The sequence below is a fragment of the Mycobacterium sp. DL99 genome (genome assembly GCF_004762045.1).
Classification (GTDB): domain Bacteria; phylum Actinomycetota; class Actinomycetes; order Mycobacteriales; family Mycobacteriaceae; genus Mycobacterium.
Genome location: NZ_SJOM01000007.1, coordinates 884,478 through 910,325 on the forward strand (window position 1 = coordinate 884,478; position 25,848 = coordinate 910,325).

The window sequence follows — 25,848 nt, forward strand, 5'->3', positions numbered from 1 at the left end:
GGCTGGCCTGCGATGCCGAGTCTGCAGGTAATCGTGGGATCGCTGCTGCTGGCAGCGGCTGCGGTGGTGTTCGCGACCGGGGTGGCTTTGCGGCTGTTCATCGGTCGTCGGGCGGACTCGGCGGAATCACAACGACGGATGCACGCTTTTCGCCGGACTACGTTTGCCAAGGTGCTGTTCGGGTCGGTGTACGACGACGAGGTGTTCGACCCAGACGAGCTCGATCAGTTGGTCCTGATGCCGACGATCGTGCTGGCCTGCGGCCTGTGCCTGACCGGGTTCTTCCTGCTGGGGTACCGCATCTTGCAGCACTAGGCGTGCCGGGCCGCCGCGGCGGAGGCGGCGTCGGCGATCGATCCGCGCCACAGCGGGCCGTGTCCGGGCAGCATCACCTCGGCATCGACTGCCGCCAGCGTCTTCAGGCTGGTCAGGCAGCCCTCCTCGTCGTGGTTGAACAGGGCCGGCAGCAGCGTCGGGCCGGTGTGCCGCAGCAGGGGATGTCCGGTGACCAGGGCGTCGCCGCTGACCAGAACCCCGTCGACGATGAAGGAACAGTGTCCGCCGGTGTGCCCCGGGGTGGGAACCGGCACCGGATTGCCCGGGAGATCTTCGTTGTCGGTCAGCGCCCGCGCGGTCGGGATGCCGGCGTGGTTCATCCCGCCCTTGGCGGTGATGGTGGCCGCCCACTTCAGCCAGCGGGGCTGCCAGATGTTGCGCACCACATCGGCCGGCGCGGCCTGCTCGAGATACTCACGCTTGGTGTGCCCGAGCTCGGTGGAATGGCAAAAGACCGGTGTGCCATGGTTTTTCGCCAGCCAGATGGCGGTTCCGAAGTGGTCGATGTGGGCGTGGGTCAGCAGGACGGCGGCGATGTCGTCGACCGTGAACCCCAGTTGGCGGACCGAGCCGATGACGTCCTCGCGCTGCCCCGGGAACCCCGCGTCGATCAGCATGACCCGGTTTCCGTCGGTCACCAGCGTCCAGTTGACCAAGTCGGTTTGTGCGAAGTGCACATGCTCGGTGATCGCGGTCAGGGCTGCTGCCATGTCGCGAGTTTAGGCGTAGGAGTAGAAACGAACCGTGGCTGAACTGAAACTGGGATACAAGGCATCGGCGGAGCAGTTTGCCCCGCGTGAACTCGTCGAGCTGGCAGTGCTGGCCGAAGCGGCGGGAATGGACAGTGCGACGGTCAGCGACCATTTCCAGCCCTGGCGCCACGAGGGCGGGCACGCACCGTTCTCACTGGCCTGGATGACGGCGGTGGGCGAGCGGACCGAGCGGCTGGTGCTGGGCACATCGGTGCTCACGCCCACGTTCCGGTACAACCCGGCGGTGATCGCGCAGGCGTTCGCGACCATGGGCTGCCTGTACCCGGGCCGGATCTTCCTCGGGGTGGGCACCGGTGAGGCGCTCAACGAGATCGCCACCGGCTACATCGGGGAGTGGCCGGAGTTCAAGGAGCGTTTCGCGCGGCTGCGCGAGTCGGTGAAGCTCATGCGCGAGCTGTGGGTGGGTGACCGCGTCGATTTCGACGGCGAGTACTACAAGCTCAAGGGCGCCTCGATCTACGACGTGCCCGAGGGCGGCATCCCGGTGTACATCGCCGCGGGCGGGCCGGTGGTGGCCAAGTACGCGGGCCGCGCGGGTGACGGCTTCATCTGCACCTCCGGCAAGGGTGCGGAGCTGTACAAGGACAAGCTCATCCCCGCCGTGAAGGAAGGCGCCGAGGCCGCCGGGCGCAATGCCGAGAACATCGACCGGATGATCGAGATCAAGATCTCCTACGATCCCGACCCCAAGCTGGCCCTGGAGAACACCCGATTCTGGGCGCCGCTGTCGCTGACGCCCGAGCAGAAGCACTCGATCGAGGACCCGATCGAGATGGAGAAGGCCGCCGACGCCCTGCCCATCGAGCAGGTCGCCAAGCGTTGGATCGTCGCGTCGGATCCCGACGAGGCGGTCGAGAAGGTGGGCCAGTACGTCGAGTGGGGCCTGAACCACCTGGTGTTCCACGCGCCCGGGCACGATCAGCGCCGGTTCCTCGACCTGTTCAAGAAGGACCTGGAGCCCCGGCTGCGCAAGCTGGGCTGAGTTGGGCGGCTCAGGCGCTGCTCACTGAGCGCTGCACCGCGCCGACCGCGCCATGGCTCGTCGCTGTGAGCCGGACCCGGTCGGCGCGGAACAGGTCGGAGGCGTACTCGAATGGCTCGCCACTGCTGTCGCGCGTGATGCGCGTGATCGCCAATAGTGGCTTGCGTTGGGCGATGCCGAGCCATTGCGCCTCGCGAGGGCTGGCGCTGACCACTTCGATGGTCTCGGTGGTGACAGCGGGCGTCAGGCCGTACCGCACCCGCACCAACTCATAGAGCGAACCGCCGAGCGGTTGTTCCAGCAGGTCCTCCATGCGCTCGGCCACGAAGCAGGACAGGTCCACCGACAGCGGCACACCGTCGGCGTAGCGCAACCGACGGACCGTGAATATCTCTGCGCCATCGGCGATTTCGAGCGCACGCGACTCCACCTGGGTGGCCGGTCTGCGATCGGTCGCCAGGACCCGGGTGGCGCTGCTGTGACCGCTGCTGCGCAGCCGGGCAGGAAGCCCGGCCAACTCCGCTGCGTTGCGTTCCACGACGTCGGCCCGCACGAACGTGCCGCCGTTGCGCCCGGTCCGGCGCTCCAGCACACCGGCCTGGCTCAACGGCAGCAGCGCGCTGCGCAGGGTGGATCGCGACACCGCGAAGCTCTCCGCCATCTCACGCTCGGTGCCCAGTCGCGAGCCGGGGCGCAGGGTGCCCAGGGCCAACATGGACAGGATGCGTCGACGCACGTCCTCGGCGACGGGGCCGCCGGATGTCAGGGACATGTTCCGAGTGTGGACCAAATCGACGCCCGAGAGCAGACCAAAACCCACCGATTAACCTGCTCGTTGCACGACTCCCAGGTTCGAAACATAACGGCAACAAAGCGCTTGACCCGCAACAAGTTTCGAGTTGCCCGATGATCTGGGCGGGATAACAATGTGCTGCGTCGCACTACAAAGCCGTCGTCGACACCAAACAATCAGACCAAATAGTGGTCCGAAAACCGTCCTTCAGTTAGGACCCGCAATGAGCGAGATCATCGATCCGCCGGCCCCGTCCGGCACCTCTATCCAACGCCTCAAACCCAACGCCGTGGGACTGGTCGGCGTGCTGTTCATGGCGGTCGCCACGGCCGCTCCCATCACCGCCATGGTCGGCAACGTGCCGATCGCGGTAGGCTTCGGCAACGGCGCCTACGCGCCCGCCGGGTACTTCGTCGCCACCATCGTGCTGACCCTGTTCGCCATCGGCTATGCGGCGATGAGCAAGCACATCACCGCCACCGGCGCCTTCTACGGATATATCTCGCACGGCCTGGGACGCGTCGTCGGCCTGGGTGCGGGATTCCTCACCGCGCTGGCCTACATGGTGTTCGAGGCGTCGCTGATCGGCATCTTCTCGTTCTTCGGCAACGATCTGTTCAAGTCGTTCTTCAACATCGACGTGCCGTGGGTCATCTTCGCCGTGGTGATGCTGGCCGTGAACGCCGTGCTGACCTACTTCGACATCAATCTGGCGGCGAAAGTGCTCGGGGTGTTCCTGATCACCGAGATCATCATGCTCGCCATGATGGCGCTGTCCGTGGTGTTCACCGGCGGCGGTCCGCAGGGCTGGTCGCTGGGATCGCTCAACCCGCTCAACGGTTTCCAGAGTCTCTCCGGTGAGGTGGCCGGTGTCGACGGCAGCATGATCACCGTCGCCGGATCGGCCGGCGTCGGCCTGTTCTTCGCGTTCTGGTCGTGGGTGGGCTTCGAGTCCAGCGCCATGTACGGCGAGGAGTCCCGAAACCCCAAGAAGATCATCCCGATTGCGGTGATCTGCTCGGTCGTCGGCATCGGCGCGTTCTACATCATCGTTTCGTGGCTGGCCATCGTCGGCACCGGTCCGCAGAATGCGATTGCGCTGGCGCAGGATTCGACCACCGCGGGCGATATCTTCTTCACCCCGGTGCGGCAGCATCTCGGTGAGTGGGCCGTGGACCTGTTCAAGATCCTGTTGATGACCGGCTCATTCGCGTGCGGCATGGCGTTTCACAACTGCGCCGCCCGCTACCTGTACGCCCTCGGGCGGGAGAACGTCATCCCGGGCATGCGCAAGACCATCGGCGCCACCCATCCGGTGCACGGCTCACCGCACATCGCCGGATTCGTACAGACCGGATTCGCGACCGCGTTGGTGCTGTTCTTCGACATCACCGGGCGTGACCCCTACACCGGGCTCTACGGCCTGATGGCCTTGCTGGGCACCACGGCAATCATGATCGTGCAGGCCCTGGCGGCATTCTCCGTGATCTCGTTCTTCCACGTGCAGAAGCGGCATCCGGAGACCGCGAACTGGTTCACCACGTTCCTGGCGCCGCTGCTGGGCGGGGTCGGCATGCTCTACGTCATCTACCTGCTCGCCAAGAACGCGTCGTTCGCTGCGGGTTCAGCCGCTTCGGACTGGATCTTCACGTCGATCCCGTATGTTGTCGGCATCGCCGGAATCGGTGGGGTGCTGTGGGCGCTGTTCCTGAAATTCAGGGATCCGCAACGCTATTCCGATCTGGGGCGCACAGTGTTGGAGGAAGCGCACGAACGTTAGCGGCGGGCCGCGCCGGCGGTTAGTGAAAGGAATGCGAGTGCCATGGGTTTCTCGAACATCATGGACTCCAACAGCTATTCGGGGGGTCTGGCGACCGATCCTGATATCGAAAGGCTGATCGAGGCCCGCTCGCACCTGCTGGGCCCGGCGTACCGGCTGTTCTACGAACGGCCGGTACACCTGGTCCGGGGCAGCGGCAGCCACCTGTTCGACGCGGACGGCGAGCGTTACCTCGACGCGTACAACAACGTCGTCAGCGTCGGGCACTGTCACCCGCGCGTGGTCGCCGCCATCACCCGCCAGGCCGAGACGCTCAACACCCACACCCGATACCTGCACGACGGCATCGTGGAGTACTCGGAACGGTTGTTGGCCACGCTCCCAGGAGAAGTCGACCGGGTGATGTATGCCTGCACCGGCTCGGAGGCCAACGATCTGGCCCTGCGGGTCGCCCAGATGTGTACCGGGGCACGCGGTGTGATCGTCACCCGCGATGCGTACCACGGCAATACCGAAGCAGTGACGGCGATTTCACCGTCGATCGGCGGCGCCACCAGCATCGGTCCGCATGTGCGCGCCGTGGCCGCGCCGGACAGCTACCGCTCGGGCGACGATGTGGCCGGCCGGTTCCTGGCCGATGTCGACGCCGCGATCACTGATCTGAAGGCGGCCGGTCACGGGCTGAGCTGCCTGATCGTCGACACCTTCTTCTCTTCCGACGGCATCTACCCCGACCCCGCGGTGCTGGCGCCGGCGGTGGCGGCGGTGCGCGCGGCCGGCGGGGTGTTCATCGCCGACGAGGTGCAACCCGGTTTCGGCCGCACCGGGGAGGCGATGTGGGGTTTCACCCGCCACGGCGTCGTGCCCGACCTGGTAACCATGGGCAAGCCGATGGCCAACGGGTTGCCGGTGGCGGCGATGGCCGCCCGCAGTGAGGTGCTCGAGGCGTTCGCCCGCGAGGTGCCGTACTTCAACACCTTCGGCGGCAATCCGGTGTCGATGGCCGCGGCGGGCGCGGTGCTCGACGTCATCGAGGACGAGCAGCTGATGGCCAACGCGGCCAAGGTCGGCACCGTCTTGCGTGACGAGCTCACCGGGGTGGCCGCCGAGAACCCGCGCGTCGGCGATGTCCGTGGCGCCGGGCTGTACGTCGGGATCGAGATGGTGACCGACCCTGATCTATTGACCCCCGATCGGGCCGGCGCCCACGATCTGGTCAACGCGATGCGCGACCGGCGCGTACTCATCTCGGTTTGCGGGACACAGGGCAGTGTGCTGAAGGTGAGACCCCCCCTGGTATTCTCTTTGTCGGATGTGGACTGGTTCTGCACCGAATTCGCCGATGCGCTGCGTCAGCTGCGCTGAGCAAAAAGCAGAGCATCTGGCCGTCCAAACCCTGATGAGGGAAGCTGTATCAGTGCCGGAGGCAGTCGTCGCTACCGCGATCTACATTGCGTCACCAGAAGGTGATACCGGCAAGTCGACCATCGCACTCGGGATGCTGCATCGGCTTGCTGCGACCGTACCCAGGGTGGGCGTATTCCGGCCCATCACGCGCCTGGGTGAGGATCGCGATTACATCCTCGAATTGCTGCTGGCCGGCACCACCGCGGGGCTGAGTTACGACGACTGCGTCGGCGTCAGCTACCAGCAGGTGCACGAGGACCCCGACGTCGCGATCGCCGAAATCGTCGACCGGTTCCATCGCGTGGCCGAGAAGTGCGACGCCGTGCTGATCGTCGGCAGTGACTACACCGACGTCGCCACCCCCAGCGAGCTGAGCATGAACGCGCGCATCGCGGTCAACCTCGGCGCGCCCGTGGTGCTCGCGGTCAAGGCCGCCGACCGCACGCCCGACGAGGTTGCCCACGTGGTCGAGGTGTGCCTGGCCGAGTTGAACCACCAGCATGCGCACGCCGCGGCGGTGGTCGCCAACCGGTGCGACCCGGCCCAGTTGACCGCGGTGGCCGAGGCCCTCAAACCGCTCGGCCCGCCCGCCTACGTGCTTCCCGAGGAGCCGTTGCTGGTCGCCCCGTCGGTCGCCGAACTGAAGGTGGCGGTCGACGGCACGATGATCGCCGGGGATCCTGAGCTGCTGTCCCGTGAGGCGATGGGCGTGATGGTCGCCGGTATGACCGCCGAGCACTGCCTGGAGCGGCTGACCGAGGGCGTCGCGGTGGTGACCCCGGGTGACCGGTCCGACGTGGTGCTGGCAGTCGTGAGTGCTCATGCGGCAGAAGGCTTTCCGTCACTGTCCTGCATCATCCTCAACGGCGGCCTCGATCTGCACCCGGCCGTCGCGTCGCTGGTGGAAGGGCTCGGGCTGCGGCTGCCCATCGTGGCCACCAAGTACGGCACCTTCGAGACCGCAAGCCGGGTCGCAGGCGCTCGCGGCCGGGTCACGGCGAAATCGCAGCGCAAGATCGACACCGCGCTGGCGCTGATGGACAAGCACGTCGACGTCAACGATCTGATCGCACAGTTGAGCATCCCGATCCCCGCGGTCACCACGCCGCAGATGTTCACCTACCAGCTGCTCGACCAGGCCCGCTCCGACCGCAGGCGCATCGTGCTACCCGAAGGCACCGACGACCGCATCCTCAAGGCCGCGGGCCGGTTGCTGCAGCACGAGGTGGCCGAGCTGACCATCCTCGGTGAGGAAAGCCAGATCCGTTCCCGCGCAGCGGAACTCGGGGTGAACATCGATGCGGCCGTGGTGCTCGATCCGCGCACCAGCGCATTGTGCGACCAGTTCGCCGAGCAGTACGCCGAACTGCGCCGCAAGAAGGGTGTGACGGTCGAGCAGGCCCGCGAGATCATCCATGACGTCTCGTACTTCGGCACGATGCTGGTGCACAACGAGATGGTCGACGGCATGGTGTCGGGTGCCGCACACACCACGGCGCACACCGTGCGTCCGGCCTTCGAGATCATCCGCACCGCGCCGGGAATCTCGACGGTGTCGAGCATCTTCCTGATGTGCCTGGCCGACCGGGTGTTGGCCTACGGCGACTGCGCGATCGTGCCCGACCCGACCTCCGAACAACTTGCCGACATCGCGATCTCCTCGGCACGCACCGCCGCGCAGTTCGGCATCGATCCGCGGGTGGCCATGCTGTCCTACTCGACGGGCACCTCGGGTACCGGTGCCGACGTCGACAAGGTCCGGGCCGCAACCGAACTGGTGCGCCAGCGGGAGCCGGACCTGTTGGTGGAGGGGCCGATCCAGTACGACGCCGCGGTGGAGCCGTCGGTGGCGGCGACCAAGATGCCCGATTCGCCAGTGGCCGGGCGCGCTACCGTCCTGATCTTCCCGGACCTCAACACCGGCAACAACACCTACAAGGCGGTGCAACGCAGTGCCGGCGCCATCGCGATCGGCCCGGTGCTGCAGGGTTTGAACAAGCCGGTCAACGATCTGTCTCGAGGGGCGCTCGTGGAGGACATCGTCAACACCGTGGCGATCACGGCGATTCAGGCGCAAGGAAACTCATGACGGTTCTGGTGCTCAATTCCGGTTCGTCGTCGCTGAAATACGCGGTGGTCAAACCGGATTCAGGGGAGTTCCTGGCCGACGGCATCATCGAGCAGATCGGCTCGGCGCAGGTGCCCGATCATGAGGCCGCGCTGCACGCGGCGCACGAGGCGCTCGCCGCCCAGGGCCTGCACATCGCCACGCTGGGACTGTCCGCGGTCGGTCACCGGGTGGTGCACGGCGGGACCGCCTTCTACCGGCCGACCGTCATCGACGACACGCTGGTGGCCAAGCTCGAAGAGCTGTCTCCACTTGCCCCGCTGCACAATCCGCCGGCGATCCTGGGTATCGAAGTGGCGCGCAAGCTGCTGCCCGACCTGCCGCATGTGGCCGTGTTCGACACCGCGTTCTTCCACAACCTCCCCCAGGCCGCGGCGACCTACGCCATCGATCGCGAGGTCGCCGAGCGCTGGGGTATCCGGCGTTACGGTTTCCACGGCACCTCGCACGAGTACGTCAGCCGGCAGGCCGCCGCGTTCCTCGGTACGCCCTACGAGTCGCTGAATCAGATTGTCCTGCATCTGGGTAACGGTGCGTCGGCATCGGCGATCGCCGGTGGCAGGCCGGTGGACACGTCGATGGGCCTGACGCCGATGGAGGGCCTGGTGATGGGCACCCGCAGCGGCGACGTCGACCCGGGCATCATCATGTATCTGTGCGGCGAGGCCGGCATGAGTGTCGAGGACGTCGACACGATGCTCAACCGCCAGTCGGGGGTGCGTGGCCTCGGCGGCGAGAACGACTTCCGCAAATTGCGCGCCCGGATCGAATCCGGCGATCAGAACGCACAATTGGCTTACGACGTCTACATCCACCGGCTCCGCAAGTATGTCGGTGCGTACCTGGCGGTGCTGGGCCGCGCCGATGTCATCAGCTTCACCGCGGGAGTCGGCGAGAACGACGCCGGGGTACGCCGCGACGCGCTGGCCGGGCTGACCGGGCTGGGGATCGAGATCGACGAGGAACTCAACGCGTTGCGGTCACCCGAAGCCCGACGGATCTCGACACCGGACTCGGCGGTGACGGTGCTGGTGGTGCCGACCAATGAGGAGCTGGCGATCGCGCGGGCCAGCGCGGCCTTGGTCTGACCGGGATCAGCCCGGCAACCGCCGATTGAGCGCGAGCCCGGCGACAGCCGCGGCGGCCAGCGTCAGGGTGGCGAGAATGATCCATCCGGCACTGGCATCGGCAGGGACCAGTTGGAACCCGATCTGCTGCTGCAACGTGCTGTACACCTCCTCCAGGGAGCCGATGGTGTCGGCGTGGAACACCCGGCCGTCTCCGGAGAGCTTGCTGATCTCCTGCAAGGTTTGGTCGTCGACGGGTACTGCGATTTTCTGGTCGTTGAGGGTGACGTAGCCGTTGGGGGTGCCGAAGGAGATTACCGAGATCGGGACTCCTTGGGCCTTGGCGGCGCGTGCGGCGGCGAACGCCCCTCGTGGCTGGTCGGGGTCCAGCGGCACGGTTTCCTTGCCGTCGGACTCCAGCACGATCCGTGCGGGCGGCGGGCCGTCACCTCCGCCGATCACCCCGCTGACCGTCGCGATCGCCTGCAGTGCGGTGTAGATGCCCTCGCCGGTCGCGGTGCGTTCGGCCGGTTCGAGCTTGTCGATCGCGGCTTTCATCGGAGCCCGCTTGGTCGTCGGTGGTACCAACAACGTGGCGGTACCGGCGAATGCGATCAACCCGAGGTTGACGCTCGGGTTGAGTCCGTCGACGAACTTCTTGCCCGCCTCCTTGGCGGCCGCCAGCCGGTTGGGGGCGACGTCGTCGGCCGCCATCGACTCTGAGACATCGATGACCAGCATGACCACCGCACGATTGCGCGGTATCAGGTGATCGCGCGTCGGGTCGGCCAGGGCGATGGTCAGCAGCAGAAGAGAGATCAGCAGCAGGGCCGCGGGCACGTGCCGCAGTCGCTGCACCCTCGAAGGGGCGACCGCAGTCAGCACATCCATGTTGGCGAACCTGAGCACGGGGATGCGTTTCGCCCGGTACCGCTGAACGTAGAGGGCGAGCATTCCGACGGCAACCAGTGCACACAGGAAGAACCAGCGGTGTTGGAACCCGGACAACGACAAAGCGCTCACGCCCAGAGGGTCTGACCGCAGGCCTCACAACGCCAGCACAATGACCTGGCGGAATGCTGCCAGGTTCGCGGCGTACGTTCACGCTGTGTCTGGGGCGGCTCTCCTGCTGATCCTCGTTATCGGGGTGGGCTACTACCTGTGCCATCGGCGCGCCCGGGGCATCGCTGGTGCGGGGCGGCTCCAGGCCTGGTGCTTCGGCGCCGGCCTGGTGTGGTGGCTGCTGGCCACCCAGGGTCCCGTTGGGGTGTACGCCCCGGTCTTGTTCTGGGTGCGGGCACTGCAGGTGCTGCTGTTGCTGTACGTGGTGCCGTTCCTGCTGGCGCTGGGCCAGCCGGTGACCGCTGTTCGCGAGGCCTCGAGCCCGAATGCCCGCGCGCAACTCGACGCGATGCTCGGGTCGCGGGTCGCCCGGGTGGTGCTGTCACCGCCGGTGACGTCGGTGCTGATGCTGGCGACGCCGTGGCTGCTCTACCTGACTCCGTGGTACGTCGCCTCGCTGGTCAACCCGGTGATCGCGGATCTGACCAACATCGCGTTGTCCGCCATAGGTTTCTGTTACTTCTACACCCGTTTGCAGTCGGATCCCGTTCCGCGGCGGTACTCGCCCCTGCTGTCCATCGGTATCAGCGTCGCCGAGGGTCTGGGCGACGGCGTCCTCGGTCTGGTGCTGTGGCTGGGGCCGCTGATCGCCTACGACTATTACTCTGCGCTGCACCGGGATTGGGGGCCCTCCCTGCGCGACGACCAGACGCTGGGCGCCGGCGTGCTGTGGATTCTGGGCGATGTGCTGGGCATCCCGTTCATCATGGTGTTGATGCGGGCGCTGGGCTCGCATGAGCGCAGGCACGCCGCCGAGGTGGACGCCGAGATCGACGCCGGAGTCGAGGAGCAGCGCGCTACCGGCGCTTCCGCACTCTGGTGGGAATCCGACCCGCAACTGCGGGACCGCTATCACCGCTGAGGAACTCAGAACGTGCTCATCGGCCGCACACTGTTGGCCAGGTCGATCAGTGCGTAGCGGTGCGACTGCGTTGGGGCGACCCGGGCCAGCGCACGCAGTGACGCCTCGACGCCCAGCTTGAGACCGTGCTCGGTGAACGGGAATCCCAGGATGTGATTGCTGCTCGCCGAGTTGTCGGCCAGCCAGTCCATCGCGGTGCCCAGTACCAACGCCCTGATCTGCAGCACGCGCGGCTCCGAATCGGGAAGTGCCTCCACGCGTCGGGCCGCATCGCGGATGTTCTGTTCGGTGATCTCGCCGGTGGACCGGCCGGACAGGAGGGTGACCGCGCTGGTCAGCCGGGCTGTGGTGAAATGCCGCGAGGTGGGCGGAACTTCGTCGAGGGTTTCGACCGCCTTGTCCCGTGTTCCGGCAACCGACTCGGCGCGGGCCAATCCGAAACCGGCCGAGATCACGCCGTTGTCGGTGCTCCACACCGTGTTGTAGAACTTGAGCTCGTCGGCGGTGCCGGCCAGCTCGGCCGTCGCCGCCAACGCCAGCTTGGGCGCCAGCTCCCCGGGCAGCGTGTCCAGCACCTCGGTGAAATGCTTTGTCGCCGAGTCATAGTCTGCCGACAGCATCTCGGCCACCGCGCGGAACCAGACCAGTTGCCAGCGCCAGCCGGCCCAGGTGGCCAGGTCGTCGAGCTTGCGGGTGGCCTTGGCGACGTCACCCAGATCGAGCAGGGCGCGCGCCTCCATCAGCGGCAGCTCCACCGATTCGGACAGGTCCACACCTTCGGAGTCGATGGCGCCGTGCCGCGCCGCGCGCAACTGGTCCAGGGTATGAACGGGTTGGCTGAGCACGCTGGCGACCAGCATCGGGGCCCCGACATCGGTGCGATCAACCAGGGGTACGGGCAGCGCCCGCACGATCTCCTGCGCCGTCAGCTTCTCCGAATGCACCTGCCCGTCAACATAAACATCGGTGTGGGCGACCAGCAGATCGACTCCGAAAGTCGACCGGGACGGGCTGAACACGGTCGACAGACCGGGGCGGGGGATCCCGGTGTCGGCCGCCACCACCTCACGCAGCACACCGAGCAGCTGCGACGACATCTCCTCGGCGCTGCGGAACCGCCGCCGCGGATCGGGATCGATGGCGCGGCGCAGGAACCGGCCGAAGGAATCGTAGGTGTCGAGCACCGGATCCTCGGACGGCAGCCCCAGGACGTAGCGACCCCGCCGGGTCCGCAGGTTCATCGTCAGCGCCGCCAGCGTGCGTCCCACGGTGTAGATGTCGGTGGCCACCGTCGGCCCGGTGCGCACGATCTCGGGGGCCTGGAATCCCGGTGTGCCGTACAGGTATCCGTAGGAGTTGAGCTTCGATACCGCACCGAGGTCGATCAGCTTGAGCTGTTCCTCGGTGATCATGATGTTCTCGGGCTTGAGGTCGTTGTAGGCCAGCCCGATCGAATGCAGATAGCCCAGCGCGGGCAGGATCTCGAGCATGTAGCCGATCGCCTCGGCGACCGGAAGTCGGGTGCCCCTGGCCTGTTTGAGCGATGTTCCGCCGACGTACTCCATCACGATGTAGCCGACCGGGTTGCCGTGCTTGTCATCGTGTTCGACGAAGTTGTAGATCTTCACGATTCCCGGGTGCGTCACCTCGGCCAGGAACTGGCGCTCGGCCATCGCGATCACCTGGGCCTCGGCGTCACCGGAATGCACCAGGCCTTTGAGCACGACCGGACGTTCGTTCACGTTGTGGTCGAAGGCCAGGTACACCCAGCCCAATCCACCGTGGGCGATGCAGCCCTTGATCTCGTACTGGTCGGCGACGATCTCGCCCGGGGACAGCTGCGGCAGGAACGAGTACGCGCTGCCGCAGTGCGGGCACCAGCCCTCCGACAGGGCGTGCCCGTCGGACGAGGACCTGCCGACCGGCTTGCCGCAGTTCCAGCAGAACCGCTTCTGCTCGGCCACCACCGGGTTGGTCATCAACGCCGTCAACGGATCCCGCTCGGGCACCCGCGCGATCTCGACCAGCCCGCCGCCCAGTCTGCGGATCGGCGAGAGTATCCGGGTGGCGATCGTGGCGAGGTTCTGCGGTTCGGTATCGCCGCCGCCGAACGTACCGTCGTCGGAATCGTCGAACTCCGGGCGGAACACCGCCTGGGTCGCCATGGGCCGCATGGTCGACTGCGAATCCATGTCGAGGTCTTCCAGGCTCGCCGGCTGTGTCCCGGGACCGCCCGCAGTGTCGGGGGTTTCGGGGAGCTCAGTGTCGTCGGGCTTCTTCATCAGTCGACATACCTCGCGACCGGGGGAGAGGGCGCCGGACCCAGGACCGTCAACCACTTGCGGTACAACGTGTTCCAGGTGCCGTCGCGGCGGATGCGCTCCAGCGTCGCATTGACGACCCGGACCAGCGGCGTGTTCTCCAGGTTCAACCCGATGCCGTAGGGCTCTTCATTGAGGCTCGGGCCGACGATGTGCAGGTACGGATCCTGCGCCACCAGCCCGGCCAGGATCGAATCGTCGGTGCTGACCGCGTCGGCCTGGCGCTGCTGCAGCGCCACCAGGCAGTCGGCCCAGGTCACCACCGAGACGATGATCGGTGACGGGCTGATCTGCTGGATCCGTTTGAGCGACGTGGTGCCGTCCACCACGCACACCCGCTTGCCCGAGAGGTCGGAGGCCTGCGAGATGTTGGAGTCACGCGCGGCCAGGATGCGTTGGTGGGCCATGAAATACACCGTGGAGAAGTTCACCTCCTTGCGGCGCTCGCAGGTGATCGTCATGGTCTTGACCACGATGTCGACCTGATTGTTCTGCAGGGCGGTGATGCGGTCGGCCGAGGACAGGATGCGGTACTCGACCTGTGACGGCGTGCCGAAGATGTCGCGCGCGACCTCCCCGGCGATGTCCACGTCGAACCCGTTGATCTGACCGGTGATCGGATCCCGGAAGGAGAACAGGTTGCTGCCGATGTCGAGGCCGACGACCAGCCGTCCGCGGTCGCGGATCTTGGCCACTGCCGCGTCGGCGTCGGCCTGATTGCTGAACGGCCGCAGACTCGCGGTGCGGTTGCACTGGTCGGTCTCCGGCTCCGGCACCCGCACCGGTTGGGGGGCGAGTTCCTGCATGCCGGCCGGGCTGGGCGGCGCCAGCGTCATCGTCGGCAACGTCAGGGCCGGCGCGCTCTGACTGCACCCGGCGACCGCCAGGGCCGCGGTCAGGACGGCCAACGTCTTCTTCATCTTCCTCATCAGCGGTACTCACTCAGTCGAGGCCACAGGCCCAGCGCCACCGCCAGCGCCGCGGCCACGCTGAGCAGGGCGGCACCCACGGTCGCGCCGGACAGCACCCGGCGGGCATTGGCGATGTCGTTGCGCAACTGGCTGCGGCTCTGCTCGATGCCCTTGGACAACGCGTCGTCGAGCTTGTCGAAGGCCGAGGTGGAATCGTCCTCGCCGGTGCCCAGCGCCACCTGCGTCGCGGCCTGATAATTGCCCACCGCGATGTAGGCGTTGATCCGGTCATCGGCCGCACGCCACTTGGTGAGCAGGTCTTCGGCACCCGTCAGATCGCTCTTGTCGATGCGGGTGTCACGGGCCAGATACTGCGCGAGCTGTTGCTGCATGGCCTCGATGCGCTGGTAGTAGGACTGCTTGCGCAGGTTCTCGTCGCCGCGCCGGATCAGGGCCAGCGTCTCGTCGGCCCGGGCCTGCTGGGCGGTGATGGCGAGGTTGGTCACGGTCTTGAGGGATTCGGCGGCGGTGTCCTTGGCGTTGCGGCTGTCCGACGTCGAGATCACCAGAGCTGTGGTCACCCAGATCAGCATGATCAGCACGGCCATGCCGCCCGCCACGAAACCGATGTTCACCCGTCGCCGGGTCCGGCGGGCCAGCCAGCGGTTGGCGAACGCGCCGAACATCAACGTGGCCAGCACCACCAACATCACCGCGGTCGGGATCCGGGTGGAGGCCGTCGTCTCGGCGTCCACCCGTGCCGAGGTCTCCTCGTACAGGCGTTGCGCGTCGGGCAGGATCTGCGACTGCATCAGCGCCGAGGCTTCCGACAGATACGACGAACCCACCGGGTTGCCGGCCCGGTTGTTGGTCCGTGCGGTCTCCACCAGGCCCGTGTAGACGGCGAGCCGTGCGTTGATCCGGCCGAGCAGCTGCACCAGCGCTTCGTCGGTCAACCCACTCGATGCCCGCGTCACCGCCACCGAGGCGTCGGTGATGGCCTGCTCGTACCGCTGGCGCACGTCGCGGGGTTCGGCTCCGGCGATGAAGGCCGTGGCAGCGGCGGCGTCGGCGACCGACAGCGTGGTGTAGAGCTGGCCGGCCGCGAACGCCAGCGGCTCGGTGTGGTCGAGCACCGTGGTCAATGCCTGCTGGCGGTCGTTGATCGTGGTGGACGTCGCGAACGCGCTGGCGAGCACGAGGGCCGACAACACGAGCCCGATCGTCAGGATGCGTCCGGGAGTGGTCCACAGAAACCACCAGCGCGGGTGGGCAGGAGTGGTCGGCGACCGGGACGCGAGTGGTTCGGTCGAGGGATGTGCCAACTCCACAGTCACCTGCGCACGGACCTCATTTAGTTTCGGTACAAACGGGGCGTCCCACCACTATAAAAAAATTCTAAGAGCGCCGCGCTTAGGCTCGCTGAGAAATTGGCACCCACCGAAACTCGCGACGTTCCTTATCCTGTACGGGTGCGTGGCGACGGTGACGGCTGGGTGTTCTCCGACAACGGCGCCCGGTACTGGGGGCGCCACGGTGCGGCCGGCCTGCTGCTGCGGGCACCGTGGCCGGGCGGATCGGCGGCGGTGCTGCTGCAACACCGGGCCCCGTGGAGTCATCAGGGCGGAACGTGGGCGTTGCCCGGCGGTGCCCGCGACAGTCATGAGACCGCCGAGCAGGCCGCGGTCCGCGAAGCCCACGAGGAAGCCGGGGTGACGGCCGAGCAGCTCACCGTGCGGACCACCGTGGTGACGGCCGAGGTGGCCGGTATCGGCGGCACGCACTGGTCCTACACGACGGTGATCGCCGACGTCCCCGAGCCGCTGGAGACCATCCCCAACCGGGAGAGTTCGGAGCTGCGCTGGGTGGCCGAGGACGAGGTGGCCGAGTTGCCGCTGCATCCCGGGTTCGCCGCGAGCTGGCAGCAGCTGCGGGCGGTGACGGCGTCCCTGCCGCTGGAGCACAACCGGCATCACTAGGCCCTCAACGAGCCTGAGTGACCGCATCCTTCAATTCCGCGGCCGCCGCCCGGGGATCCTCGGCGGCGGTGATCGCGCGGACCACCACGATGCGCCGGGCGCCGGCGGCCAGCACCTCGGGCAGTCGCTGCTGATCGATCCCGCCGATCGCGAACCACGGCTTGGCCGGGTTCAACGCGGCCGTCGAGCGCACCAGGTCCAGGCCCGGTGCGGACCGGCCGGGTTTGGTCGGGGTGGGCCAGCACGGGCCGACGCAGAAGTAGTCCACCTGCTCATCGATCGCGGCGGCGGCCTGCCCGGCGTCATGGGTGGAGCGGCCGATCACCGGACGCTCGCCGATGATGCCGCGGGCGATGTCCAGCGGCAGATCGTCCTGGCCGAGGTGCAGTACGTCGGCCCCGGCCGCCAGGGCGATGTCGGCCCGGTCGTTGACCGCCAGCAACGCACCGTGGCGGCGGGCCGCGTCGGCCAGGATCTCCAGCGCCTCGAGTTCCTGACGGGCCTCCAGCGGCCCGAACTGCTTGTCCCCGGCCGAGCCCTTGTCCCGCAGCTGGATCAGGTCAACCCCGCCGGCCAGCGCGGCATCGGCGAATTCGGCCAGGTCACCACGCTCGCGGCGGGCATCGGTGCACAGGTACAGGGTGGCGCGCTGCAGACGGTCGGCGGGTGATTCCACACCGCGACGGTAGCCGGTTCCGCCCGAGTACCCTGGACTGGCAATACGGGAGCCCCGGGGACGAGGGGCTGAGAGTGGGCATCCGGACCGGCCCTGACCGTCACACCTGATCCGGGTCATGCCGGCGAAGGGAGCAGGTATGGCGCGAACACTTGCCGTCATCGGCGGCGGTGTGATCGGGCTGTCGGTGGCACGGCGGGCGGCGCTGGACGGCTGGACCGTGCGGCTGCACTGCACGCGTGAGCGCGGCGCGTCGTGGGTGGCCGGCGGAATGCTGGCCCCGCACAGCGAAGGCTGGCCGGGCGAGGAACAGATACTGCAGATCGGCCTGGAATCACTGAAGCTGTGGCACTCGGGATTCCTCGACGGGCTGGCGCCCGAGGTGGTCACCGCGCGTGAGTCACTCGTCGTCGCCGTCGACCGGGCCGACGTGGCCGACCTGCGTACCGTCGCCGAATGGCTGTCGGCCCAGGGGCAGCCCGTCGAACTGATCACGGCTGCCCGTGACGTGGAGCCCCTGCTGGCCCAAGGCATCCGGCACGGGTTCCGGGCCACCACCGAACTCGCCGTGGACAACCGCGCCGTAGTCGACGGGCTGGCCGCGCACTGCGAGCGACTGGCCGTGCGCTGGGCCGGGCCCGTCGAGGATCTGGCCGATGTCGAAGCGGACGTGCGGGTGGTTGCCAACGGGATCGACGCCCCGAAGCTCCTGCCGGGCCTGCCGGTGCGTCCGGTGAAGGGCGAGGTGCTGCGGCTGCGGTGGCGTAAGGGCTGTATGCCGGTGCCGCAGCGGGTGATCCGGGCCCGCGTGCACGGGCGGCCGGTGTACCTGGTGCCGCGTGCCGAGGGCGTGGTGGTCGGCGCCACCCAGTACGAGCACGGCCGCGACACCGCGCCGGTGGTCAGCGGGGTGCGTGATCTGCTCGAGGACGCCTGCGCGGTGATGCCGGCGCTGGGCGAGTACGAACTGGCCGAGACGGCGGCGGGGCTGCGGCCCATGACACCGGACGGCCTGCCGATCGTCGAACGTGTCGACGAGCGCACGCTGGTGGCCGTCGGACACGGCCGCAACGGATTTCTGTTGGCGCCGTGGACCGCTGAGCGGATCGCGGCTGAACTCGAGGTAGGCGTGGGAGCGAAATGATCACCATCACGGTCAACAACGAGACCCTCGAGGTGGACGAGCAGACCACCGTCGAGGGACTGCTGGAAACCCGGGGCTTCCCCGAGAAGGGCATCGCCGTCGCGCTGGACTGGACGGTGCTGCCCCGCTCGGAATGGGATCGGACCCTGTCCGACGGAGCCCGGGTGGAGGTCGTGACGGCGGTGCAGGGTGGGTGATTCAGTTCTGCGGATCGGCGGCCGGGAGTTCGGCTCCCGGCTGATCATGGGAACCGGCGGCGCGCCGAATCTGGCGGTGCTGGAAGAGGCTCTGGTGGCCTCGGGGACAGAGTTGACGACCGTGGCGATGCGGCGGGTTGACGCCGAGACCGGTACCGGGGTGCTCGACCTGCTCAACCGGCTCGGCATCGCGGCGCTGCCGAACACCGCGGGCTGTCGCGGTGCCGCCGAGGCTGTGCTGACCGCGCAGCTGGCCCGCGAGGCGCTGGGCACCGACATGGTCAAACTCGAAGTCATCGCCGACGAGCGCACGCTGTTGCCCGACGCCATCGAATTGGTCAAGGCCGCAGAGCAATTGGTCGATGACGGGTTCATCGTGCTGCCCTACACCAACGACGACCCCGTGCTGGCCCGCCGGCTGGAGGACACCGGCTGTGCCGCGGTGATGCCGCTGGGCTCGCCGATCGGCACCGGTCTGGGCATCTCCAACCCGCACAACATCGAGATGATCGTCGAGCAGGCCGGGGTGCCGGTGGTGCTCGATGCCGGGATCGGCACGGCCTCGGATGCCGCGATGGCGATGGAATTGGGTTGTGACGCCGTGCTGTTGGCCACCGCCGTCACTCGTGCCTCCGACCCGCCGACCATGGCCGCCGCGATGTCGGCAGCCGTCACCGCCGGATATCTGGCGCGTCAGGCGGGGCGTATCCCGAAGCGATTCTGGGCACAGGCGTCGAGCCCGGCGCTGTGATTTCGCGCCGAGGCGGCAGTGAGTGCGCCGAGTCTGCGTTGAGATCGTGAAAATGAACAAAATCGCGATCTGGGCGCAGGCTCGATGCGGGGGAGCGGTGTTATGAAGCGCTATGTCGCCCTGGGCAGTTCGATGGCTGCCGGGCCGGGCATCAAACCGTCCGCTCCGGGTGCCCCGTGGCAGGCGGGTCGCTCGGCACGCAACTACCCGCATCTGGCGGCGGCCCGACTCGGGCTCGACCTGGTGGACGTGACCTACTCGGGGGCCACCACCGCGCACATACTGCATGAGCCTCAGAACGGTGCGGCGCCGCAGATCGGCGCGCTCGACGGGTCTGAGGTTCTGGTCACGGTCACGATCGGCGGCAATGACGCCGGCTATGTGCCCCAGTTGATGGCGGCTGCGCTGCCGCGGTTCACCCGGTCCCTGCCGCTGGTGGGGTCGTTCCTTCGCGGCCTGCTGGATCCCGGCGCGCGTGAGACGGCGTTGACGCAGGTGGCCGACTCGCTGGTGACGGTGGGGCGTGAGATCCGGCAACGCGCTCCTGCGGCCCGGGTGCTGTTCGTGGACTATCTGACGCTGCTACCGCCGCAGGGCGTCGCGGCCACGCCGCTGTCGGAGGCCGACGTGGAACTCGGACGACACGTCGCGGCCACGCTGGAACGACTCACCGGAAAGGCTGCGGCTGAAACTGGCTGCGGTTGGGTTCGCGCCGCGCAGGCCAGCCTGCCGCACCATGCCTGGTCGGCCCAGCCATGGACCACGCGGCCCGGTTTGCCATGGCCGGGCCGGCCCGCCCCGCTGCACCCGAACGCCGCCGGTATGCGGGCGGTCGCCGATATGGTGGTGGCGCAGGCAGGCCCCGACACGTGAGGTGGCGCTGACACCATGGGAGCCATGATCGAACTGGCCGGGCTGACGAAGCTCTACGGGACCCACCGCGCCGTCGACGATCTGACGTTCACCGTCGAACCAGGCGTGGTGACCGGATTCCTCGGGCCCAACGGTGCGGGCAAGACCACCACGATGCGGCTGATCCTCGGACTGGACCATCCCAACGCCGGGTCCGCGACCATCGACGGCAAGAAGTACCGGGAACTGCGGGATCCGCTGCGCACGGTCGGCGCCCTGCTCGACGCCCGTCAGGCCCATCCGAACCGCTCAGCCCGCAACCACCTGCGCTGGATCGCGGCAGCCAACCGGATTGCGCCGGCCCGGGTGGACGAGGTGCTCGAGATGGTCGGGCTGACGTCGGTGGAGGACCGCAACGCCGGGACGCTGTCGCTGGGCATGAGCCAGCGGTTGGGGATCGCCGCCGCGCTGCTGGGTGATCCGCCGGTGCTGCTGTTCGACGAACCGGTCAACGGCCTGGACCCCGAGGGCATCCACTGGGTGCGCACCCTGATGCGCAGTCTGGCCGCCGAGGGCCGCACGGTGTTCGTGTCCAGTCACTTGCTGGCCGAAATGGCCAACACCGCCGATCGATTGGTGGTGATCGGTCAGGGCAAGTTGATCGCCTCGACCACGGTGAGCGAATTCGTCAGCGGGACATCCGCCGACACCGTGCGGGTGCGCACACCACAACTGGAGACACTGCGCGAGGTCCTCACCGACGCGGGGTTCGAGGTGGAGGCCGCCGCCGACGGCGATGCGCTGGCGGTGCACGGCGCGGCCATCGAGGTGATCGGTGACCTCGCCGCGCGCAACACCATCACCCTGCACGAGCTGAGCCAGCGGCAGGCCTCGCTGGAGGAGGCATATCTGAAACTCACCGATGACGCGGTCGACTACCGGGCGGCTCAGGCGTGAGCGCGCTGGCCGCGTTCGACGCCGAGCGCATCAAACTGTCCACCACCCGCTCCCCGCTGTGGTCCACGGTCGGGGTGGCGGTGCTCAGCCTCGGCCTGGCAGCGATACAGGGCATGACGGTGAACCACTACACCGGGCTGCCCCCGTCCAAGGCCGCGCTCGGTGTCGCGGTGTTCGGGGTTCCCGTGCTGATGGTGTTGTCCTCGATGACGATGACCGGCGAATACCGCAGCGGGCTGATCCGCACCACCTTGCTGGCCACGCCCAACCGGACACAGGTGCTGACCGCCAAAGCGGTGGTGTGCGCGGCGTTCTCCTCGGTGTGTGCGGTGATCATGGTGCTGGCATCGGTGCTGGTGGCCCGGATGGCCGCCGACCCGGTGGTCGGTACCCAACTGTCGGTGGCCAATCCGGCGACCTGGCGGGTGGCCGGCGGGTTCGCGTTGTACGCCGCGCTGGCCGCGGTGCTCGGGGTGGCCGTCGGCGCGCTGGTGCGATTTTCAGCCGGTGCGGTGGCGGTCCTGCTGCTGTGGCCGCTGGTGGCCGAGCCGCTGCTGGGGAACATGCCCAACTCCGGCCCCAAGGTCGGACCGTGGCTGCCGTTCGCCAACATGTTCCGGTTCCTTGAGGTCGAGTGGTTGTTCCCGACCTATTACACGTCGTGGAGCGAGCTGGGCTCGCTGTTCTATTTCCTGGTGTGGGTGGCGGTGGCATTCATTGCTGCCGCGGTGGTGCTGAACAGGCGTGACGCCTGACCCGGAATTACTCCGGGTCAGACGCCACATCCGTTGAGATCGCATCGTTACTGCCCAGGGCCAGCACCACCTTCGACCCGTACGGCACCCGCTGGATCAGCTGCAGCTGAGCCAGCGCCGGGTGGGCGTCGAGCAGCTTGCCGGCGTTGGCCAGCGCACGCAGCGCCGCGGTCTCGGCACGGGCGGCTTCCAGCTTCGCCGCGCCGGTGGCCTTGGCCGTCACCAGCTGCATGGCCGCGGCGCGGATCTCAGCCGGGATGATCACGTCCTTGACGAAGGCGTCGATCACCTCGACCCCGGTACGGGCACCGGCAGCACGGGCCGCCGCCGCGATCGCCCCGGCATCGATGCGGTTGCCGCGCTGCATCACCTCGTCGGCGGTCACCGCCGCGACGAGATCGCGCAGTGCGATCTGCGCGGCCAGGTACACCGCAGCCATCGGATCGGCCGCCGCCTCCACGTAGGCCACGGCGTCGCTGACCTTGAACTGCAGTGCGACGGTGATACGCAGCGTCACCGCATCCGAGGTCAGCACCTCCTGCGGGGCCAGCGTCAGCACCTGCTCACGCATCTCGACACGCACCACCGAGGCCGCCACATCAATGCGGTGGCGGCCCGGGGGCAGGACACGACCCAGCGTGCCGTCCCGGTACTCCAGTGCGCACTGGCCTGCGGAAACAGTGATTCGGTTGAACATGAAGATACCCATGTCGTGTCCTCCTTCCGGTGTATGTGTCTGTGCGGCAAAGGGATACCGCCGCCGGACGCAATCGGTGGCGGGGCGTCACATCCCCATACCGGCGGATGCGGGCCGCAAGGCCGTCGACTGCGTGATCCCGGCGACGGTATCGGGGTTGTAGGAGAGGATTCGAACCTCAGGCCCTTTACCTGTGCCATGACGCCGCGGCAACACGCAGAAACGTTGCGGTACCCCGCTCGGCCTGCCTCCCTGCCGGCGCCGGGGAACACCATGCCAGCACAGCAAATCACCAGGCAACCGATTTATCCGCCAGGCAGTTCGGGGGAGCCGCTACCGTGGGTGCAATGCGACGTACTTCGACGGGGGCGGTTCTGGGCGCGCTGGCGCTGACCGTGGGGCTGGCCGGCTGTGATGCAAAGACCGAACTGCAGACCGACGGGCGGCAGTCCCAGGAGTCGTCACCGGCGGCGGTGCAGTTCGCCGACCAGTTGCGTGAGCGGGTCTCGGCCGACGCCATGATGGGGCATCTGAGCAAGCTGCAGGACATTGCCAACGCCAACAAGGGCAATCGGGCGCTGGGCAGCTCGGGGTACGACGCGAGTGTCGACTACGTGGCCAACGCGCTGCGCGATAAGGGGTTTGACGTGGAAACCCCGGAGTTCGAGGTGAAACTCCCGTTCGCCGAGGACCCCCAGGTCACCGTCGGCGGCCAGGCCGTCAGCGCCAAGCCGCTGGAGTTCACCATCGGTACCGACCAAGCGGGGGTGTCCGCGCCGCTGGTACCGGCCAAGGTGGAGGACACCCCGGGGTGTGAGGCCGCCGACTACGACGGGCTCCCGGTTGCCGGTGCGGTGGTGCTGGTCGATCGCGGCTCATGCCCCTTCGCGGACAAGCAGGCCGCAGCCGCCGAGCGTGGCGCGGTCGCGATGATCGTCGTCAACACCAACAACGACGAGAAGATGGGCGGCACGCTGGGTCGCGACACCGACGTGAAGATCCCGGTGGTCAGCGTGACCAAGGATGAGGGCACCCGGCTGCGCAACGCGCCCGGACCCACCACGATCAAGCTCGTCGCCGGCGTGCGCACCGAGCACACGCGCAACATCATCGCCCAGACCAAGACCGGATCGACCTCCGACGTGGTCATGGTCGGCGCCCATCTCGACAGCGTTCCCGAAGGCCCCGGCATCAACGACAACGGTTCCGGCGTGGCCGCCGTGCTGGAAACCGCTCTGCAGTTGGGCGATTCGCCACAGGTGGCCAACGCGGTGCGGTTCGGGTTCTGGGGAGCCGAGGAAGAAGGTCTGCTCGGTTCGACCAACTATGTCGAATCCCTGGACACCGAAGCCCTCAAGGACATTGCCATGTACCTGAACTTCGACATGCTCGGCTCGCCCAACGCGGGCTACTTCACCTACGACGGCGACCAGTCCGCACCTCTGGAGGAGCAGGGCCGCCCCCGGGTCCCCGAGGGTTCGGCGGGAATCGAGCGCACCCTGGCGTCCTATCTGCAAAATGCCGGAAAGACGCCGCGCGACACCAGTTTTGACGGTCGGTCCGACTATGACGGGTTCACCATGGCGGGCATTCCCTCCGGCGGATTGTTCTCCGGTGCCGAGGACAAGATGAACGCCGAAGAGGCCAAATTGTGGACCGGCGAGGTGGATCAACCGTTCGACCCGAACTATCACAAGAACACCGATACCCTTGACCACGTGAACCGGGACGCATTGCAGATACATGGTGAGGGAGTCGCATTCGCTGTGGGGTTGTATGCCCAAGATCAGCGGGGCCGCAACGGTTTACCGGTTCGTTCGGACCGTACCCGGCACCAGATCACCGCGCAGTGACGGGACGTCGACTCGCTGTCATATTGCTCGGTGCCGCACTGGCGGGATGCTCGACGCAGTCATCGCCGAAGGCCGTCGAGCCGCAGGAACTGGCGGGCAAGATCACGGTCGACGCCATGTTCACCCACCTGCGCAAGCTCCAGGAGATCGCCGACAGTCATGACGGAAACCGGGCGGTCGGCAGCCCCGGGTACGACGCCAGTGTCGACTATGTAGCAGAAGTTCTGCGGGACAAAGGCTTTGATGTACAGACGCCGGAGTTCGAGCGGATGGGCACGATGCGTGGGGGTAACCCCGCGCTGAGCGTGTCCGGGACCGTGTACCGGGTGGACCAGGCGTCGATGCTGGTGACGACGGCACCCGGCGGGCTGAATGCTCCGACGCTGCGCCCGGGCAAGCCGTCCGGATGTGCGGCCACCGACTACGGGTCGGTCGACATCACCGGTGCCATCGCGGTCGTCGACGACACCGGGTGTTCGGTTGTGGCAAAACAGAACACCGCGCTGGCCAAGGGCGCGGTGGGCCTGCTGGTGGTCAACAGCGGGCACCAGCCCCCTCCCGGCGGGTTGTTCACCACCGGCTATTACCGACAACTCACCGTCCCGGTCGGCGTCATCGACGAGAACGCGGACGCGGCGCTGCGACGCACGAGCGCGCCGGTGCGCCTGACCCTCGACGGCAAGGCCGAGATGGTCAAATCCCGCAATGTGACCGCGCAGACCAAGACCGGGTCGGGGTCCGATGTGGTGCTGGTGGGTGCGCACCTCGACAGCGTCGGCGGCGGTCCGGGCATCAACGACAACGGCTCTGGGGTGGCGGCCGTTCTGGAAACCGCGCTGCAGCTGGGCAGTTCGCCGAACGCGGGCAATGCGGTGCGGTTCGCGTTCTGGGGCGCCGAGGAAATGGGGTTGGACGGGTCGACGCAGTATGTGCGGAACCTCCCGCTGGACCAGCTCGACGACCTCGCGCTGTATCTGAACTTCGACATGGTCGGCTCGCCCAACGCCGGGTTCTTCACCTATGACGGCGACCAGTCCGGCCAGGCCACCGATCCCAAGCCGATCCCCGAAGGATCGGCCGGTATCGAAAGGACCATGGCCGGTTACCTCAACCTGGCCGGGGCGCGGCCCGCGGACATGCCGATCAGCGCCAACACCGACTATCACCCGTTCCTGCAGGCCGGTGTGCCCATCGGCGGCACGACCACCGGGGCGTCGCAACGCAAGACCGAGGTGCAGGCCAGGCTGTGGGGCGGACGGGCAGGGGTGGCGTTCGATCCCAACAATCACACGGCCCGCGACACGATCGACAACGTCGATGCCCGCGCGCTCGGGATCATGGGATCGGCGATCGCGTTCACCGTCGGCACGTACGCCCGGTCGATCGAGGGCCCCAATGGTGTGCCGGCACGTGACAAGCGTCACCGCGGCTGAACCCGGATTGGTCGAGGGAGCGTTGAACCGGCGACCGTAGGCCCCCGTGATACGGGTATGGGAATTAACGTC

Annotated in this window: 24 protein-coding genes and 1 riboswitch; of the genes, 16 read left to right on the forward strand and 8 right to left on the reverse strand. The window is 67.6% G+C overall.

Going from position 1 to position 25,848, the window contains the following annotated elements:
• Window positions 1-12: 12 nt before the first annotated feature.
• Window positions 13-315, forward strand: a complete 303-nt coding sequence (locus tag EYZ64_RS04330; RefSeq protein WP_135452126.1) for a hypothetical protein — start codon at window positions 13-15, stop codon at window positions 313-315.
• Here EYZ64_RS04330 and EYZ64_RS04335 read toward each other — a convergent pair.
• A complete protein-coding gene (locus EYZ64_RS04335) occupies window positions 312-1,046 on the reverse strand; it encodes an MBL fold metallo-hydrolase (RefSeq protein WP_135452128.1) in 735 nt (244 codons plus the stop codon). The two genes, EYZ64_RS04330 and EYZ64_RS04335, sit on opposite strands and share 4 nt — an antisense overlap.
• Window positions 1,047-1,080: 34 nt before the next feature.
• On the opposite strand from EYZ64_RS04335, the gene fgd reads away from it, so the two are divergent.
• Window positions 1,081-2,091, forward strand: a complete 1,011-nt coding sequence (gene fgd, locus EYZ64_RS04340) for a glucose-6-phosphate dehydrogenase (coenzyme-F420) (protein ID WP_135452130.1) — start codon at window positions 1,081-1,083, stop codon at window positions 2,089-2,091.
• Window positions 2,092-2,101: 10 nt separating this feature from the next.
• Here the strand turns inward: fgd and EYZ64_RS04345 are convergent, their stop codons facing one another.
• On the reverse strand, window positions 2,102-2,863 hold the full coding sequence (locus EYZ64_RS04345; protein WP_135452132.1) for a GntR family transcriptional regulator: 762 nt from the start codon (window positions 2,861-2,863) through the stop codon (window positions 2,102-2,104).
• Window positions 2,864-3,107: 244 nt separating this feature from the next.
• Here EYZ64_RS04345 and EYZ64_RS04350 point away from each other — a divergent pair, with 244 nt between their 5' ends.
• The 4 genes from EYZ64_RS04350 to EYZ64_RS04365 are packed head-to-tail and all read left to right on the forward strand — an operon-like array spanning window position 3,108 to window position 9,287.
• The gene (locus EYZ64_RS04350) at window positions 3,108-4,664 is read left to right on the forward strand and encodes an APC family permease (RefSeq protein WP_135452134.1); all 1,557 of its coding nucleotides are present in this window, start codon (window positions 3,108-3,110) and stop codon (window positions 4,662-4,664) included.
• A gap of 42 nt (window positions 4,665-4,706) precedes the next feature.
• Window positions 4,707-6,029, forward strand: coding sequence for an aspartate aminotransferase family protein (locus EYZ64_RS04355; protein WP_135452136.1), 1,323 nt, complete (start codon window positions 4,707-4,709; stop codon window positions 6,027-6,029).
• A gap of 34 nt (window positions 6,030-6,063) precedes the next feature.
• Window positions 6,064-8,160: a phosphate acetyltransferase gene (gene pta, locus EYZ64_RS04360; RefSeq protein WP_167857703.1), complete on the forward strand. Its 2,097-nt coding sequence runs from the start codon at window positions 6,064-6,066 to the stop codon at window positions 8,158-8,160.
• Window positions 8,157-9,287 (forward strand): acetate kinase, encoded by a 1,131-nt coding sequence (locus EYZ64_RS04365; RefSeq protein WP_135452139.1) that lies wholly within the window; start codon window positions 8,157-8,159, stop codon window positions 9,285-9,287. Before pta ends, EYZ64_RS04365 begins: the two co-directional genes overlap by 4 nt.
• Window positions 9,288-9,293: 6 nt before the next feature.
• Here the strand turns inward: EYZ64_RS04365 and EYZ64_RS04370 are convergent, their stop codons facing one another.
• Window positions 9,294-10,289 carry a VWA domain-containing protein gene (locus EYZ64_RS04370; protein WP_502702936.1) on the reverse strand — a complete coding sequence of 332 codons (996 nt, stop codon included), beginning with the start codon at window positions 10,287-10,289 and terminating at the stop codon, window positions 9,294-9,296.
• A 40-nt stretch (window positions 10,290-10,329) separates the two neighbouring features.
• Between EYZ64_RS04370 and EYZ64_RS04375 the strand changes: the two genes are divergently transcribed.
• Window positions 10,330-11,250, forward strand: a complete 921-nt coding sequence (locus tag EYZ64_RS04375; protein ID WP_135452141.1) for a cytochrome c oxidase assembly protein — start codon at window positions 10,330-10,332, stop codon at window positions 11,248-11,250.
• A 5-nt stretch (window positions 11,251-11,255) separates the two neighbouring features.
• Here EYZ64_RS04375 and EYZ64_RS04380 read toward each other — a convergent pair whose 3' ends face one another.
• From EYZ64_RS04380 to glnX, 3 genes are read right to left on the reverse strand one after another with little or no spacing between them, the layout of a single operon-like run.
• Window positions 11,256-13,532, reverse strand: a complete 2,277-nt coding sequence (locus EYZ64_RS04380) for a serine/threonine-protein kinase PknG (protein WP_135452143.1) — start codon at window positions 13,530-13,532, stop codon at window positions 11,256-11,258.
• Window positions 13,532-14,500 carry a glutamate ABC transporter substrate-binding protein gene (locus tag EYZ64_RS04385; protein WP_135452144.1) on the reverse strand — a complete coding sequence of 323 codons (969 nt, stop codon included), beginning with the start codon at window positions 14,498-14,500 and terminating at the stop codon, window positions 13,532-13,534. Before EYZ64_RS04385 ends, EYZ64_RS04380 begins: the two co-directional genes overlap by 1 nt.
• Window positions 14,500-15,819, reverse strand: a complete 1,320-nt coding sequence (gene glnX, locus EYZ64_RS04390) for a protein kinase G-activating protein GlnX (RefSeq protein ID WP_135452146.1) — start codon at window positions 15,817-15,819, stop codon at window positions 14,500-14,502. Before glnX ends, EYZ64_RS04385 begins: the two co-directional genes overlap by 1 nt.
• A gap of 135 nt (window positions 15,820-15,954) precedes the next feature.
• Between glnX and EYZ64_RS04395 the strand changes: the two genes are divergently transcribed.
• The gene (locus tag EYZ64_RS04395; RefSeq protein WP_167857704.1) at window positions 15,955-16,461 is read left to right on the forward strand and encodes an NUDIX hydrolase; all 507 of its coding nucleotides are present in this window, start codon (window positions 15,955-15,957) and stop codon (window positions 16,459-16,461) included.
• Window positions 16,462-16,465: 4 nt separating this feature from the next.
• Here the strand turns inward: EYZ64_RS04395 and thiE are convergent, their stop codons facing one another.
• Window positions 16,466-17,137 carry a thiamine phosphate synthase gene (thiE, locus tag EYZ64_RS04400; RefSeq protein ID WP_135452148.1) on the reverse strand — a complete coding sequence of 224 codons (672 nt, stop codon included), beginning with the start codon at window positions 17,135-17,137 and terminating at the stop codon, window positions 16,466-16,468.
• Between the two features lie 35 nt (window positions 17,138-17,172).
• A riboswitch (TPP riboswitch) is annotated at window positions 17,173-17,287 on the forward strand.
• Between thiE and thiO the strand changes: the two genes are divergently transcribed.
• The 6 genes from thiO (at window position 17,277) to EYZ64_RS04430 (ending at window position 21,793) form a co-directional block, all read left to right on the forward strand.
• The gene (thiO, locus tag EYZ64_RS04405) at window positions 17,277-18,281 is read left to right on the forward strand and encodes a glycine oxidase ThiO (protein WP_135452150.1); all 1,005 of its coding nucleotides are present in this window, start codon (window positions 17,277-17,279) and stop codon (window positions 18,279-18,281) included. Its footprint overlaps the riboswitch before it by 11 nt.
• Complete coding sequence (gene thiS, locus EYZ64_RS04410; protein WP_135452152.1) at window positions 18,278-18,478, forward strand: sulfur carrier protein ThiS; 201 nt, start codon at window positions 18,278-18,280, stop codon at window positions 18,476-18,478. The genes thiO and thiS overlap by 4 nt, the downstream gene beginning before the upstream one ends.
• The gene (locus EYZ64_RS04415; RefSeq protein WP_135452154.1) at window positions 18,471-19,229 is read left to right on the forward strand and encodes a thiazole synthase; all 759 of its coding nucleotides are present in this window, start codon (window positions 18,471-18,473) and stop codon (window positions 19,227-19,229) included. The genes thiS and EYZ64_RS04415 overlap by 8 nt, the downstream gene beginning before the upstream one ends.
• A gap of 102 nt (window positions 19,230-19,331) precedes the next feature.
• Window positions 19,332-20,102, forward strand: a complete 771-nt coding sequence (locus tag EYZ64_RS04420; RefSeq protein WP_135452156.1) for an SGNH/GDSL hydrolase family protein — start codon at window positions 19,332-19,334, stop codon at window positions 20,100-20,102.
• Between the two features lie 24 nt (window positions 20,103-20,126).
• Window positions 20,127-21,038, forward strand: a complete 912-nt coding sequence (locus EYZ64_RS04425) for an ABC transporter ATP-binding protein (RefSeq protein WP_135452158.1) — start codon at window positions 20,127-20,129, stop codon at window positions 21,036-21,038.
• The gene (locus EYZ64_RS04430; RefSeq protein ID WP_135452160.1) at window positions 21,035-21,793 is read left to right on the forward strand and encodes an ABC transporter permease; all 759 of its coding nucleotides are present in this window, start codon (window positions 21,035-21,037) and stop codon (window positions 21,791-21,793) included. Before EYZ64_RS04425 ends, EYZ64_RS04430 begins: the two co-directional genes overlap by 4 nt.
• A 7-nt stretch (window positions 21,794-21,800) precedes the next feature.
• On the opposite strand, the gene EYZ64_RS04435 is transcribed toward EYZ64_RS04430, so the two are convergent.
• Window positions 21,801-22,502, reverse strand: a complete 702-nt coding sequence (locus tag EYZ64_RS04435; protein WP_286174612.1) for a slipin family protein — start codon at window positions 22,500-22,502, stop codon at window positions 21,801-21,803.
• 335 nt (window positions 22,503-22,837) lie between these two features.
• On the opposite strand from EYZ64_RS04435, the gene EYZ64_RS04440 reads away from it, so the two are divergent.
• Complete coding sequence (locus EYZ64_RS04440) at window positions 22,838-24,343, forward strand: M28 family metallopeptidase (RefSeq protein WP_210115460.1); 1,506 nt, start codon at window positions 22,838-22,840, stop codon at window positions 24,341-24,343.
• A complete protein-coding gene (locus EYZ64_RS04445; protein ID WP_135452164.1) occupies window positions 24,340-25,776 on the forward strand; it encodes a M28 family metallopeptidase in 1,437 nt (478 codons plus the stop codon). The genes EYZ64_RS04440 and EYZ64_RS04445 overlap by 4 nt, the downstream gene beginning before the upstream one ends.
• The last annotated feature ends 72 nt before the right edge of the window (window positions 25,777-25,848 follow it).

Excerpts from the sequence above, each read along its gene's own strand:
- EYZ64_RS04330 (WP_135452126.1), top strand. The coding sequence starts at position 13 with ATGCCGAGTCTGCAGGTAATCGTGGGATCGCTGCTGCTGGCAGCGGCT.
- EYZ64_RS04335 (WP_135452128.1), bottom strand. The coding sequence starts at position 1,046 with ATGGCAGCAGCCCTGACCGCGATCACCGAGCATGTGCACTTCGCACAA.
- EYZ64_RS04345 (WP_135452132.1), bottom strand. The coding sequence starts at position 2,863 with ATGTCCCTGACATCCGGCGGCCCCGTCGCCGAGGACGTGCGTCGACGC.
- EYZ64_RS04350 (WP_135452134.1), top strand. The coding sequence starts at position 3,108 with ATGAGCGAGATCATCGATCCGCCGGCCCCGTCCGGCACCTCTATCCAA.
- EYZ64_RS04355 (WP_135452136.1), top strand. The coding sequence starts at position 4,707 with ATGGGTTTCTCGAACATCATGGACTCCAACAGCTATTCGGGGGGTCTG.
- pta (WP_167857703.1), top strand. The coding sequence starts at position 6,064 with ATGAGGGAAGCTGTATCAGTGCCGGAGGCAGTCGTCGCTACCGCGATC.
- EYZ64_RS04365 (WP_135452139.1), top strand. The coding sequence starts at position 8,157 with ATGACGGTTCTGGTGCTCAATTCCGGTTCGTCGTCGCTGAAATACGCG.
- EYZ64_RS04375 (WP_135452141.1), top strand. The coding sequence starts at position 10,330 with ATGACCTGGCGGAATGCTGCCAGGTTCGCGGCGTACGTTCACGCTGTG.
- EYZ64_RS04380 (WP_135452143.1), bottom strand. The coding sequence starts at position 13,532 with ATGAAGAAGCCCGACGACACTGAGCTCCCCGAAACCCCCGACACTGCG.
- EYZ64_RS04385 (WP_135452144.1), bottom strand. The coding sequence starts at position 14,500 with ATGAGGAAGATGAAGAAGACGTTGGCCGTCCTGACCGCGGCCCTGGCG.
- thiO (WP_135452150.1), top strand. The coding sequence starts at position 17,277 with ATGGCGCGAACACTTGCCGTCATCGGCGGCGGTGTGATCGGGCTGTCG.
- thiS (WP_135452152.1), top strand. The coding sequence starts at position 18,278 with ATGATCACCATCACGGTCAACAACGAGACCCTCGAGGTGGACGAGCAG.
- EYZ64_RS04420 (WP_135452156.1), top strand. The coding sequence starts at position 19,332 with ATGAAGCGCTATGTCGCCCTGGGCAGTTCGATGGCTGCCGGGCCGGGC.
- EYZ64_RS04425 (WP_135452158.1), top strand. The coding sequence starts at position 20,127 with ATGATCGAACTGGCCGGGCTGACGAAGCTCTACGGGACCCACCGCGCC.
- EYZ64_RS04435 (WP_286174612.1), bottom strand. The coding sequence starts at position 22,502 with ATGGGTATCTTCATGTTCAACCGAATCACTGTTTCCGCAGGCCAGTGC.
- EYZ64_RS04440 (WP_210115460.1), top strand. The coding sequence starts at position 22,838 with ATGCGACGTACTTCGACGGGGGCGGTTCTGGGCGCGCTGGCGCTGACC.